This window comes from Lentzea sp. DG1S-22 (assembly GCF_036321065.1).
Lineage (GTDB): Bacteria > Actinomycetota > Actinomycetes > Mycobacteriales > Pseudonocardiaceae > Lentzea > Lentzea jiangxiensis.
Genome location: NZ_CP143276.1, coordinates 7,087,917 through 7,100,888, shown reverse-complemented (window position 1 = coordinate 7,100,888; position 12,972 = coordinate 7,087,917). Strand labels below are relative to the sequence as shown.

Sequence of the window (12,972 nt, the reverse complement as noted above, 5' to 3'; positions counted from 1 at the left end):
CCGTGCACGTCGGCATTCTCGGGCCCGTTGAGGCGCACTCCCCTGACGGCAGGATCGTGGTGGGTGGCCCCCGTCCGCGCACCCTGCTGGCCGCGCTGGCGATCCGGGCGGGCGACATCGTGCCGCTCGACCGGCTGACCGACGAGCTCTACGGCACCGCGCCGCCGTCCGACGCCGCGAACGCCCTGCAGGGCCAGGTCTCCCGGCTGCGCAGGGCGCTGGGCGACGCCTCGCTGGTCGAGTTCCACCCCGCCGGCTACCTGCTGGCGCTGCCGGCCTCGCGGGTCGACGCCCACCGGTTCGCCTCGCTCGCGGCGGAAGGCAGGCAGGCCCTGGAGCAGGGTGACGCGCAGGCAGCGGAATCCCTTCTGTCCGAAGCACTTCGGCTGTGGCGCGGCCCCGCGCTCGCCGACGTCGTCCTGCCGGACCACGCGACCCGGCTGGAACAGGAACGCGCGGCGGCGTCGAGCTCGCTGGTCGCCGCGCGCGTCCGGCTCGGGAAGGCCGGCGTGCGGGAGGTCCAGGACCTGGTGGCGCAGCACCCGTTGGACGAACGGCTGCGCGGCTACCTGGTGCAGGTGCTGCACCAGCAGGGCCGCCAGGCCGAGGCGCTGCAGGCGTTCGAGGACGCGCGGGCGTTGCTGGCCGACGAGCTCGGCGCCGACCCGTCGCCCGAGCTGCGCGCCGTCCACCTGCGGGTGCTGCGCGGCCAGACCCACCGCGAGCCGCCGGCCCAGCTGACCAGTTTCATCGGCAGGGAGGAGGAGCTGCGCCGCATCGCCTCGCTCTCCTCGCGCCTGGTCACCCTCACCGGGCCCGGCGGGGCGGGCAAGACGAGGCTGGCGCTCCAGGCCGCCGGTCCGGGCGCGATCTTCGTGGACCTGGCGCCCGCCAAGGACGTCGCGGCGGCGACGCTGCAGGCGCTGGGGCTCAAGGAGACCGCGCTGGAGCCGGAGGACCGCCTGACGCTGGCCCTGCGCGACCGCGACTCGTTGCTGGTGCTGGACAACTGCGAGCACCTGGTCGTGCAGGCGGCCCGGCTGGCGGGACACCTGCTCGGCACGTGCCCGTCCCTGCGCATCCTCGCCACGAGCCGGGAGGCGCTCGGCATCACCGGTGAGACGCTGTGCCCCGTGCCGCCGCTCGACCCCGAGCAGAGCGTGGCGCTGTTCACCGACCGCGCCCGCCTGGTCAACCCGGCGTTCGTGCGGGACCGGCACACCGCCGACATCTGCCGCGCGCTCGACGGCCTGCCGCTGGCGATCGAGCTGGCCGCGGCGCGCACGCGCACGTTGACCACCGAGGAGATCTCCCACCGGCTGAACGACCGCTTCCGGTTGCTCACCAAGGGAAACCGCGCCGCCGCACCCCGCCACCGGACGCTGCGCGCGGTCGTGGAGTGGAGCTGGGACCTGCTGTCGCCGGACGAGCGCGACCTGGCCGCGTGCCTCGCCACGTTCAGCGGCGGCGCCGCGCTCGACGCCGTCGAGGAGGTCTGCCGGCACGACGTCGAGGTGCTGGACGCGTTGGTGGACAAGTCCTTGGTGGAGGCCGCCGACGGCCGGTACCGGATGCTGGAGACCATCCGGGAGTTCTGCTCGGAGCACAGGCGCGTCGACGCCGAGCACGCCGCGCACTTCCACGACCTCGCCCGCCGCGCCGATCCCGAGCTGCGCCGGCGGGACCAGGTCCGGTGGTTCGCGCGGCTGAGCGCCGAGCACGCGAACCTGCTCCAGGCCGTCGAGTGGACCACGGCGCACGAGCCGGAACGGGCGCTGCGCCTCGTCAGCGACCTCTCCTGGTACTGGTACGTGAAAGGCAGCCGGACGGAGGTGCAGGGCCTGGCACGGGCACTTCTCGACCGCGTGCCGGAGCAGTCCACGGAGGAGTACGCGGTCCTGCTGGCGCTCGCCGCCCCGGAACGCGTGCAGGCGAAGCTGCTCGAGCTGCGCGGCCCGATCCGGCAGCCGTTCGTGCTCGTCGCGTGGGCCATGCTCACCGGTCCGCCCGACCCGTCCGCCCCGCGCACGGCGTTGCAGGACGAGGTCGAGGGCAGCGAGGACCCGTGGATCCAGGGCCTCATCGGCTTCAGCAACGCCTACCTGGCCTGGGCGACGAGTGGTGACCGCGCGCGGGCGATCAGCGAGTCGCGCGCGGCGTTGCGCCGGTTCCGGGACATCGGCGAGCGCTGGGGATCGGCGCAGGTCCTCGACGTGCTGGCGACCCTCACCGAGGACCCGGTGGAGGCGCTCGCCCTGACCGACGAGGCCCTGCGCGTGGTCGGCGAGCTCGGCGCCAAGGAGGAGCTCGCCGAGCTGCGCGGGCGGCGCGCGGACCGGTTGCTCGACCTCGACCCCGGCCAGGCGGAGCGCGACTACCTCCTGGCCCTGGAGCTCGCCGCGGAGGCGGGCCTGTCCGCCACGCGTGCGCTCGCCCACGCGGGCCTCGCGCGGATCGCCCACCGCGGGGGTGATCCGGCGCGGGCCGAGGCGTTGCTGCGGGAGGCCCGGCGGGAGCTCGGGTTCGGGTGGATGCACGCCGCCGCCAAGCAGCAGGTGGACGAGGTGTTCAGCGAACTGGCAGGTACTCCGGGAGCTTGATCGCCGTGGCTGCCCGCAGGTCCGTCCGCGCGACCAGCGGGATCTTCGGCAGGAGGCGGAACATCCGGTCCCGCGCCCACATCCCGAGCCTGCTGCCCGGCGCGAGGAACGGCCCGGGGTTGCCCTGGCAGCCCCGCGCGTACGGCCCGACCAGGGCCTCGTACCGGGCGAACGCGTCGCCGCCCGCCGCCATCTCCCCGGCCAGCACGTAGGCGGAGACGACCGCGAGCCCGGTTCCCATGCCGCCCAGGGTGGACCCGTAGCCCGCGTCGCCGATCAGCGTGACGCGGCCGGAGCTCACCGCCGGCATGCGGATCCGGCTGATCGAGTCGAAGTAGACGCCCGGCGCGATCAACGACTCCGGCATCATCTCCGGCGGCACCGGCGACCTGTACATGAGCCACCCCGGCGCCGCGAGGACTCCGGGCGAGCAGGTCAGGTCGCGGTCGTCGCCCTCGGCGTCCCAGATCGCGAAGTAGTAGCCGCCGAACTGAGGCCGGTACGAGGGGAAGACGAGCCGCCGCACGCCGGACCGCATGCCGTCGGCGCCGATCACGAAGTCGAACCGCCGCGGGCGCCCGTGCGCGAACTCCACGTCCACACCGGCGCTGTCGTCGTGCAGCGACGTGATCCAGTCGCCGAACACGTACTCCGCGTCCGGGGCGCTCAGCTCGTACAGCAGCCGTGAGAGGTCGCCGCGGAGGATCTCGACGTCCCCCGCGGTGAACGACGCGGGCAGCCGTGAGCGCTCACGTCCGTCGACGCCGCGGAACACCATGTCGCGCGGCGTCGTCCGCGCGGCCATCACCGCGTCGAGAACACCCATCCTCCTCAGCACGGACAGGTGCGCCTCGCCGCGGAAGTCCACGGCCTGCCCGCCGCTGCGCAGCGACGGCGCGCGTTCCACCACCGTCGGGGAGAAACCGTGCCGCGCCAGCCAGTGTGCGAGCGCGGGCCCGGCGACTCCCGCTCCCGAGATCAGTACGTCCATGACCGGGAGCCAACGCCGGGCCGCTGACCGAACGCCTACGAACCGCTGATGATCTTGAGCATCTGCGAGATCTGGCCCTGCCGGGTGGTGACCACCCGGTCGGCGTAGGCCGTCGTCTCCGGGTTCATGCCGTCCTTCTTCTCGGCCAGCGCCATCTCCACGCCGGCGCCCTGATGACCGGTCATCAGGTTGAGGAAGTTCATGTCGAACTCCGCGCCGCTCTTCTCCTTGGCCTCGTTGATGACCTTGTCGTCGAGCAGCGGCTGGCCCCCGTGGGCGGCGTGCAGGCTCGCGCCGTCACCCTCCGGCTTGTCCCAGAGCTTCAGCCACGACTTGAGCATCGTGAGCTCCTCGCGCTGGGTCACGTCGATCGCGCCGGCGAGGTCCTTCGCCTCCTGACTGGTCGCCTTCGCGAGCCCCACCTGCGACAGGCTGATGCCGAGCTGCAGGTGGTCCACCATCATCTGCACGAACATCACGTCCGCGTCGTTGAACCTCGCACTGGCACCCGGAACGGGTGGTGCGGCGGAGGACGCGCCGTGCCCGTGGGCCTGCTGGCCCTCCGGCACGACGGCCTCTCCGCCGCACCCCGCCAGCGCCAGGACCGCGACCGCGATCACCAGGCGCTTCATCGGGTCAGATCTTCTCCCAGAGCGCCGCCGCGTTCGGCGGCTCCCAGCCGGTCAGCGAGGTGTGCGCCTGCCGGCAGCGGTAGGCCGAGCCGCCGTAGGTGACGGTCGAGCCGGCCGCGTAGGAGGTGTTCGCCGCCCACGTGCCGCCCGCGGGCGGCTGCTGCGTCGTGGAGGTCGGCGGCGTGGTGGTCGTGGTGGGGCGGGTGGTCGTCGTGGTGGGCGGCGGGTTCGTGCCGCCACCACCGTTGATGTTGAGGTCGATGCACGAGTAGAACGCGTTCACCGTGTCGCCGATGTTCCAGATCGCGTAGAGCTTCTGGCGACCGGAGAACCCGCCGAGGTTGATCGTGTGCGTGGTCGGGTTGCTGGGCTGCGCGTTGTTGCCGGACACGTAGCCGACGCGCGTGCCGTTGATGAAGTACTCGTAGTCGCGCGTGACGTGCCGGGCGGTGAAGGTCCAGGTCAGCGTCAGGGAGCTGCCGGTGTTGTGGACCTTCCACGGCAGGCCGTCGTTGTCGAGCTCGCGGAACGCGCTGTTGGCACCGCTGCAGTTCATGAGGCCCTTGGGGCCCTCGGCGCTCTGCGGCTCGTACCTGGCTTGGCCGCAGGAGTTGCCGAGCGCGCCCTGGGCGCACTGCGCCGCACGGCTGGCCGGTGACGACACGTAGCCGTGCGCACTGGCGGTGCCGACCGGCGTGATGAAGACGATGGCAGGGACAGCGGCCAGGACGAGCGCCGCTTTACGCATGATTTTCATTCGTCCGAACTCCTTGGATCGTTCCCAAACGGGGTGACCCGTAGGCAGGGGGCGGGAACCGGGAGCGCTTCTGATCGCTCACCGATCCAGTTTCGGTCAGTGGTCCAGACCATAAACCGGCTTTCGGAAAGTGGTCAAGCGATCACGGCCGCGACCTCGAACCCGTTCCGCGGCAACAGGTCCACTCACACCAGTGGTCCTGTCCTCCACCATTCGGTCTACCGCGACAAGCCGATCAGCCCACCGGTAGAAACGCGTGAACGTGGGTATCCCCTGCCCATGCGCGATTTCGACGAGCCCAGCAGGACATCAGGCCCCGGCGTGGTAGCCGACGGACCCGCGGGTGCGCCCACGGTCCTCGTGATCGATCCAGCGGGAGAGGCTCCCCACAACGAGATCCCGGCGACCTGGCGGGACCTGACCGGCGACCTGCGCGTGGTGTGGGTGCGCGTTCCCGCCGCCCCGACCTGGAAGTCCACAGTGGACACGGTCCTGGGCAGGCACCGCGACTCCCGCACCGTGCTCGACGTGGTGTCGAGCGGTCCGCTGGCGGCCGACGTGGTCGACCTCGTGAACCAGCACGAAGACCTCGTGCGCTCGGTCCTGCTGGTCGACCCGGAGGTCGACCCGACCGAACCGTTCGTGCGGGTCATCGCCCGCACCGACGACGACGACCACACGCAGGCCCCGCTCCCGCTGGGCCACCCCGACGTGGTGGCGGGCGTCCTCAAAGCACTGGACGACCTGCGTTGATCCGCTGAGAACCGAAAATCCCTCAGGTTCCGGATCTTCCGCTGAACCGGACAGATCGGCCACCCGTATCCCTCGGCAGGGAACCGAGACGGGAGGCTTCATGCGAGCGCGTCTGCTCATCATCGCGCTGGGGCTGCTGGCGCTGGCGGGCTGTTCACCGGCCGGCGGCAGCGGCACCGGCGAACCGGCGGCCAACGAGGCGGACGCGACGTTCTCGTTGCGCATGATCCCCCACCACCGCCAGACGATCGAGATCGCCGAGGTCGCGACGCAGAAGTCCAAGGACCCGTTCGTGGTCGACGTGGCCGACAAGATCGCCAGGGCCGAAGCGGGCGAGATCGAGCAGATGGCCACCTACCTGCGCAGCTGGAACATCAAGGTCCCCGGCGACGACGCCGGCGCCACCCACAAGATGGCGGGCATGATGACCGCCAAGGACGTCGAGGCCCTCAAGGCGGCCACCGGCAAGCAGTACGACGACCTCTTCCTCGCGACCCTCTCCCGCCACCTCCGCAGCGGCGTCGACATGGCGAAGGACGCGCAGGCGAAGGGCGAGCACATCGGCTCGAAGGCGCTGGCGGGCAAGATCATCGTGTCGCAGACCGAGGTCCTGGCGCAGATCAGCGCCAAGCAGAAGTCCTGACACCGCACCGTCCGTCGGAACAGCGACCAGCCGCCCGGCCGGAAAACCAGGCGGCACCTCATCCCGCCCAGCCCTACCCTCCACCGCATGTACCCCGGAGTGGAGCCCTACGCCCAAGGCCACCTCCCCGTAGGCGACGGCCAGCACGTCCACTGGGAAGCCAGCGGCAACCCGAACGGCAAACCCGCGGTCGTCTTCCACGGCGGCCCGGGTTCCGGCTCGAACCCCCGCTGGCGGGAGGACTTCGACCCGTCCCACTGGAACCTCGTCCTCTGGGACCAGCGAGGCAGCGGCAGGAGCACCCCACCGGCCTCGGATCCGCGGACCGGCATGGAGCACAACACCACCCAGCACCTGGTCGACGACGCCGAGAAGCTGCGGGAGCACCTCGGCATCGACAGGTGGCTGCTGATCGGCGGCTCCTGGGGCTCCACCCTCGTCCTCGCCTACGCCATCCAGCACCCCGAGCGCGTCAGCGAGATCATCATCCCGGCGGTGACCACCTCCCGCCCCGAGGAGCACGCGTGGATCACCCGCGGCCTCGGCATGTTCTTCCCCGACCACTTCGAGGCCTTCCGCGACGGCGTTCCCGAACAGGACCGCGACGGCAACCTCGCGCTCGCCTACAACAGGCTGCTGAACTCGCCGGACGCGGAGGTGCGCGAGAAGGCCGCGTGGGACTGGAGCAAGTGGGACCTGGCCACGATCACCGGCGGGGACAACGACTTCACCGGCACGCGGTACGAGGACCCGGTGATGCGCTACCAGCTCGCGCGGACCGTCAGCCACTACTGGGGCAACGAGGCGTTCCTCGAGCCCGACCACATCTTCGACAACCTCCACCGGCTGGAAGGCATCCCAGGGATCCTCATCCACGGCCGCAACGACTTCGGCGGGCCGCTGCACACGGCGTGGGAGGTCGCGAAGAGGTGGCCCGACGCCGAACTGGTGATCCTGAACGACGCCGGGCACGTCATCATGGAGGGCAACAGCATGGACCGGGCCATCACCGCCGCCGTCGAGAAGTTCCGCTAGGGCGCAACGGGTCCGGGCCGGTGGTAGAGGTCCTCACCGGCCCACCTGATGCGGTCCGCGAAGCCGAAACCGGGTGCCGCCACGAAGTTCGAGGCGTCGTCCACGGAACCGGAACCGTCGTAGCGGGCGCGCAACGGGTACGGGAACACCGGTCGTGTGCGGACGACGTTGCCGGCGTCGTCACGGCCGACGGCGAGGATGCGGGACGGTGCGGTGCCTCCCTCCACCCACGACACCAGGGCGGCGAACGGGTCGAAGTCGGTGAGGGTGTCGCCGCCGCCGCAGTGCCACATCGACGGCACGACGAAAAGCCTTGCCCAGTCGGGGTTCCCGCCGCCGGTCAGGCGCTGCCAGTAGTCGAGCGTGCCCTCGAACGGGATGCCCTGGTCGCCCGCGCCGTGCCAGAGGATCAGCTTGCCGCCGGAACGCCGGAACCGGCTCAGGTCGAGCGAGAGCGAGTTCGCCTTCACGGTTTCCGGGACCAGGCGGCGGAACTCGCGCAGCGTGAACTCGAACGACTCCAGCGACGAGTGCGGGCGGCCGATCGGGTAGACGAGGTGCTTCAGCCCGTTGTCGGCCAGTTCGGGCGCGATCCCCCTGCCGAGGCCCGGGGTCGGGTTGAGCCAGAACGTCCACGACCGCTCGGAGCCGTAGGCCTGGCCGCCGGGGTAGAGCCGCACCCCACCGTCGGACGGGCCCGCGTACAGGTTGCGGACGCGGGCGATCTCGTCGTCGGTCAGCTGACCGGCCAGCGTGCCGACGTCGAACCCGCACAGGCGCGGGTCGTCGATCTGGCCGTCCACCAGGCCGTCCGAGCCGTCGCAGGCCTTCATCACCGCGTCGTGCAGCACGAAGATCTTGTCGTTCGGGATGGTGTTGCGCGCGATCCACGCCTGGTAGCCGATCAGCGCCGTGTAGTAGGCCCCCGGCGCCGCCGCGACGATGCCGTCGAAGTCGTCCGGGTAGCGCTGGGCGAGCAGCAGGCCCTCGCGTCCGCCGTTGGAGCAGCCGGTGAAGTAGGAACGGGCCGGCGCCTTGCCGTAGAACACCGAGATGATGTGCTTGGACACCTTCGACAACGCGTGCGGCGCGCGGAAGAAGTAGTCGTCACGTGCTTTCCGGTCGTTGACAGCCCACCTGGTGTCGAACGGGTCCTCGGGCGAGACCTGGTGGCCGTCGTCGGTCGCCGCGACGGCCGCGTCGCCGAAAGCCGGTCCGCACCCGGCCGGGAAGGCCGGATCACCGATGATCCCGCAGAAACCGCCACACCCGTACTGCACGTAACGCCCCCGGTAACCGCGGGTCGGCAGCTTCAGCTGGAAGCCGATGCCCGGCGCGATCGTGCCGCGCACGTCGCAGAACTCGGGCGTACCGGCCACGACAACGGCCGACGTGACCCGGGTGCGGGCGTCCGGCACGTCGAACGAACGCACCAGGTCCGCGCACGATCGCACCGGACGAGGTCCTGGGCTCGCCGTGGCGGGAGAAATGCCCGCGGCGACGGTCGTCAAAACGACGAGGAACATCAACAACTTGCGCGACATGTGGAGCGTCCTTCCCCCTGTAGCAGGACGTGCAGGGGAAGTGTTCCAGCTATCCGACGTGCACGCGTGGGCGTCGGGTCGGATCCTCCTCAGCCGAGCGGATGATCTCGCGTACGACCGGAGGGGTACCGCCTCGACCGAGGATCAGCAGCAGCACCAGCACCAGCACGAAGACCTTGCCCCGCCAGAACGGCAGCAGGTCCTCGAGCATCGCGACGGAGCCCTGGCTGTTCGGGCTCTCGCGCGCCGCCCGCCGGTACATCGGCAGCATGCCGAGCAGCGTCAAGGCCACGATGAGCAACGTCGCCAGCGGGACAGCGCGCCGACGGCCGGCGCGGCGATGCCGGGAGGTACGACGGCGTGGAGAAGTAGTCGACGCCGGTGAGCGTCATGACCTTCCACCACGGGTGCGGCTTCGCGTGCGACTCGTGGCTCTCCGGGCCCGAGGGCGCCACGCGGTCCGCGAGCAGCCACCTCCCGAGTGGACCACCGGGTGGTGCCGGCCGCTGTGGGCTCGGCACCTCGGCGGGAATGGCGTACTCCGTGCCCATGGCGCAGAGCAGGCCACCACGACGTGGTCAGGGCCGGAACTCGGCCGGGAACCCCGCTTCCTGAACGGACAACCCGGATGGGCGGAGCATTCCGATGCTGCCCCGGGTGTGCAGGTCGAGGAACATGTCCACGACGTCCGGATCGAACTGTTCGCCCCGGCCTGCCCAGAGTTCGCGCCTGGCGCGGTTCTCGTCCAGTGCTGTCTGGTGTGGACGGTTCGACCGCATCGCGGCCCACGCCACGCAGACGGACAGGATCCTCGCCTCGGCGCGGATGTCGGCGCCGCGCAGGCCGTCCGGGTACCCGGTGCCGTCGTAGCGCTCGTGCTGCTGCCTGATCACGTGGGCCACGCCCGCGAACCCCGGCACCATCCGCGCCAGCCGGTAGCCGAAGTCGGGGTGCTGGCGCAGCAGCCGCCACTCCTCTTCGGACAGTGCGCCCGGCTTGGTCAGCACCACCTCGGGAATGATGATCTTGCCGATGTCGTGGAGGCGGCCCGCGAGCTGCGCGACCCTGATCGTCGGCGCGTCGAGCCCGAACTCCCCCGCGGCCACCCCGGCCCAGCGCGACACCGACCGGCTGTGGTCGTAGCGGTGCAGCCACCCGTCCACCCGGTCCGCGACCTGGCAGAGGAACTCGGCCATCGCGCCGTCGGTGTCCGGGTCGACCGCGGGCAGCGGCTCCGGCCCGACCGCGATCCTGTTGCGGCCCGCCGCCTTCGCCGCGTACAGGGCGCGGTCCGCGATCACCACGATGTCGTCGGGGCCGTCGCCGTGCGTCGGGAAGCTCGCCGAGCCGACCGACACCGTGACGGACAGCGGGATGTCGTCGTTGCCCGCGTTGACCGGGATCGGCTTCTCCGCCACGCGCTCGCGCAGCCGGTTCGCGATCACCGACAGCCTGCCGGGACCGGCGTCCGGGACGAGCAGCGCGAACTCCTCGCCGCCGTAGCGCGCGAGCACCTCCCCGGACCGCGACGCGGCGCGCAACCGTGCCGCGACCTCCATCAGCACGTCGTCGCCCGCGGGGTGGCCGTAGTTGTCGTTGATCGACTTGAAGCGGTCGACGTCGATGATGAACACCGCGACGGACCCGTCGTTGCGCCGCGCCCGCGAGATCTCCAGCGGCAGCTGCGCCTCGAAGAACCTCCGGGTGTGCAACCCGGTGAGGCTGTCGGTGATCGCGAGCTTGCGCTGGTCCGCCACGAGACCCGCGAGCCGGGCGATGATCAGCAGCGACAGCTGGGCGCTGCCCGCGGCGATCACCAGGACGTCCTGCGACGACTGGCCGACGTCGTGGACCAGCATCAGCACCGGGGCGGCGAGGGCGGCCGAGGACAGGGCGACGATCCGGCCGCGGCTCAGGCCGACGTCCTTGACGTGCGCGCGGTCGCCGAGCCGCGACATCGTGGGGTGCAGCGCCGCCGCGCCGATGCACAGGTTCGCCGACAGCCAGATGGCGTCGAGGAAGTTGCCCGCCTGGTAGCTGCCGTCGAGGCGCTGCAGGACGTAGATCGTGTCCGCGGTGAGGATGCCCAGCAGGTTGCACGTCAGCAGCACGAACGCGCGGGGCCGCGGGCCGGCGCCGAAGATCAGGCGCAGCGCCACCACGAACAGCGCGAGGTCCATCATCGGGTAGCCCAGCGACGCGATCTTCACCAGCACCGGCGACGTGGTCCGCGCCTGCGGGCCGATGACGTAGAGCCAGGACGCCATTCCGGCGACGACCGCGAGCACGGCGGCGTCGAGCAGGCTCGGCAGGTCGAGGCCCGGCGTGCGGCGGCGGATCAGCAGGATCACGCCCGCGACCATCAGCGGGTAATGGCCCAGGTAGAAGATGTCCGCGTAGGACGGGTAATCCGTGTACCGGAAGATGTAGTGCGACGCGTAGAACGTCAGGTCGGCGATCGCGTAAACGACCTGGCTGAGTGCGAGGAACACCCATGGCCGCCGCCATTGGGGGCGGTTGCGCTTGACACCGGCGAAAGTCGCGATCGCGGCAGAGGCGCTGATCGTGCAGTAGAGCGCCACCCGCACCGATTGCCCCGTCGTTCCCGCGGGGCTGACCGGAATCAGGTAGTAGAGGCCCAGCAGCAGGTGACCTGCCACCAGGTACATCCACCACGCTCCGGTCCGGCCGGCACGGAAGACGGTCACACGAGACCCCTCGTTCTACGACTTTGGTCGAGCCACGTGATGATGCCCGACTCGCGATGATCGCGGCACTGGCGTTACTCCAATGAGGTGACTCACGATTACTGACGTTACCGCAAATCCCGGTTCTGCTTTTCACCACTGCGACGACGTTGATCTCGCGTGTCGCCGATCGGTACCCGCTCTGGTCCCCCGGTCGATTTTGGCACGACTTTTCGCTGTTGGAAGGTGGATTCGCACACCTCCCGCGACGGACAATTCCCGACTGCCCGGTCAGTCGGTTGCTTCCGTGCGGCTCCGTCGTCCGGTGCGCGAAAGCACGCGGACCGGGTGTGCCGATTGCTCGGCACACCCGGTCCGCGCGGGCAGGGTCGGTGGACCCCGTGGACGGCTGGATCAGCCCTCGGTCAGCCGCAGTGCTCGAAAGCGCTGGTGTAGCTGGAGGAACCGACCACGCCACCCCACTTGACGCACTTGCCGGGCGCCTTCTTCTTCACGGGGCCGGCGTAGTAGCCGTACTCGTCGCGGTCGGTCGTGCGGGCCTCGCCCTGGACCTCGAGGAACGCACCGACGTCCGAGGCGGTGCCGATCTTGGTGGTCTTGATCGCGACGACGCAGTTGTAGCCGTTGGACGCGTTGTAGAGCAGCGAGATGCGGGCACCGGTGACGTTGGCGCCGTCGACCACCTTGTAGCCGTCACCGCACGCCTCTTCGGGGGTGTACGGGTTGGTGGTGCCACCGCCACCGCACTTGTTGTTCGACTTGTAGCTCTTGGTGCCGTAGTACAGGACCGTCGTCCCCGAGAACTTGATCTTCTGCGGCGTCCCGTTCAGCAACTGCTCGAAGTGCAGGTGGGCGCCGGTCGAGCCGCCGGTGTTGCCGACGTTGCCGATGGTCTGGCCCTGCGAGACGCTCTGGCCGACCGACACCTTCTGCGCGGACAGGTGGGCGTAGCGCGTGGTCCAGCCGCCGCCGTGGTCGATCTCGACCCAGCGGCCGTAGCTCGTGCTGCCCTCGTTGCGGACCTTGCTGACCTTGCCGGACGCCGACGCCACGACCGCGTCGCCCTCGTCCGCGCTGCGGTTCAGGTCGATCGCGAGCTGCGGGCTGTGGCCGGTGCGGGTCTGGCCCGACCAGGTCTGCCCGCACGGGAAGGGCAGCTCGAAGTCGGTGGCGGCGCCGGCCTGCGGAGCACCGAGCACCAGCACCCCCAGACCGATCGCGAGACCGGCGGCCCCGGAGATCATCCTCTTGACGTTCATGGTCTTCCCCTCGTCATCCGAAACGGTTCTGCGGCGTGGGCCTGAGACGG

General features: G+C 70.6%; 10 protein-coding genes and 1 pseudogene. 4 read left to right on the top strand and 7 right to left on the bottom strand.

Translation table 11 applies throughout. The features are described 5' to 3' along the window. The first annotated feature begins 2 nt into the window (after positions 1–2). A complete protein-coding gene (locus tag V1227_RS33670) occupies positions 3–2,600 on the top strand; it encodes a BTAD domain-containing putative transcriptional regulator (protein ID WP_329789257.1) in 2,598 nt (865 codons plus the stop codon). Here the strand turns inward: V1227_RS33670 and V1227_RS33665 are convergent. From V1227_RS33665 to V1227_RS33655, 3 genes are read right to left on the bottom strand one after another with little or no spacing between them, the layout of a single operon-like run. Further along, positions 2,569–3,591, bottom strand: a complete 1,023-nt coding sequence (locus V1227_RS33665) for an FAD-dependent monooxygenase (RefSeq protein WP_329789256.1) — start codon at positions 3,589–3,591, stop codon at positions 2,569–2,571. The genes V1227_RS33670 and V1227_RS33665 overlap by 32 nt on opposite strands. Before the next feature lie 35 nt (positions 3,592–3,626). Beyond that, a complete protein-coding gene (locus V1227_RS33660; RefSeq protein ID WP_090095095.1) occupies positions 3,627–4,223 on the bottom strand; it encodes a DUF305 domain-containing protein in 597 nt (198 codons plus the stop codon). A gap of 4 nt (positions 4,224–4,227) precedes the next feature. Further along, a complete protein-coding gene (locus V1227_RS33655) occupies positions 4,228–4,980 on the bottom strand; it encodes a lytic polysaccharide monooxygenase (RefSeq protein ID WP_329789255.1) in 753 nt (250 codons plus the stop codon). 279 nt (positions 4,981–5,259) lie between these two features. On the opposite strand from V1227_RS33655, the gene V1227_RS33650 reads away from it, so the two are divergent. The 3 genes from V1227_RS33650 (at position 5,260) to pip (ending at position 7,411) form a co-directional block, all read left to right on the top strand. After that, positions 5,260–5,733 (top strand): hypothetical protein, encoded by a 474-nt coding sequence (locus tag V1227_RS33650; RefSeq protein ID WP_329789254.1) that lies wholly within the window; start codon positions 5,260–5,262, stop codon positions 5,731–5,733. A gap of 100 nt (positions 5,734–5,833) precedes the next feature. Continuing rightward, positions 5,834–6,376: a DUF305 domain-containing protein gene (locus V1227_RS33645; RefSeq protein WP_329789253.1), complete on the top strand. Its 543-nt coding sequence runs from the start codon at positions 5,834–5,836 to the stop codon at positions 6,374–6,376. A gap of 87 nt (positions 6,377–6,463) precedes the next feature. Beyond that, on the top strand, positions 6,464–7,411 hold the full coding sequence (gene pip, locus V1227_RS33640) for a prolyl aminopeptidase (protein WP_329789252.1): 948 nt from the start codon (positions 6,464–6,466) through the stop codon (positions 7,409–7,411). On the opposite strand, the gene V1227_RS33635 is transcribed toward pip, so the two are convergent. The 4 genes and pseudogenes from V1227_RS33635 to V1227_RS33620 all read right to left on the bottom strand — a co-directional run bounded on the left by V1227_RS33635 (position 7,408) and on the right by V1227_RS33620 (position 12,922). Further along, entirely contained in the window at positions 7,408–8,955 is a 1,548-nt protein-coding gene (locus V1227_RS33635) for a tannase/feruloyl esterase family alpha/beta hydrolase (protein ID WP_329789251.1), read from the bottom strand. The genes pip and V1227_RS33635 overlap by 4 nt on opposite strands. 154 nt (positions 8,956–9,109) lie before the next feature. Continuing rightward, a pseudogene (locus V1227_RS33630) lies at positions 9,110–9,506 on the bottom strand (amino acid transporter); the annotation flags it as partial. A gap of 27 nt (positions 9,507–9,533) precedes the next feature. Further along, on the bottom strand, positions 9,534–11,663 hold the full coding sequence (locus V1227_RS33625) for a bifunctional diguanylate cyclase/phosphohydrolase (protein ID WP_329789250.1): 2,130 nt from the start codon (positions 11,661–11,663) through the stop codon (positions 9,534–9,536). Between the two features lie 404 nt (positions 11,664–12,067). Next, a complete protein-coding gene (locus V1227_RS33620; RefSeq protein WP_329789249.1) occupies positions 12,068–12,922 on the bottom strand; it encodes a M23 family metallopeptidase in 855 nt (284 codons plus the stop codon). Positions 12,923–12,972 lie beyond the last annotated feature (50 nt).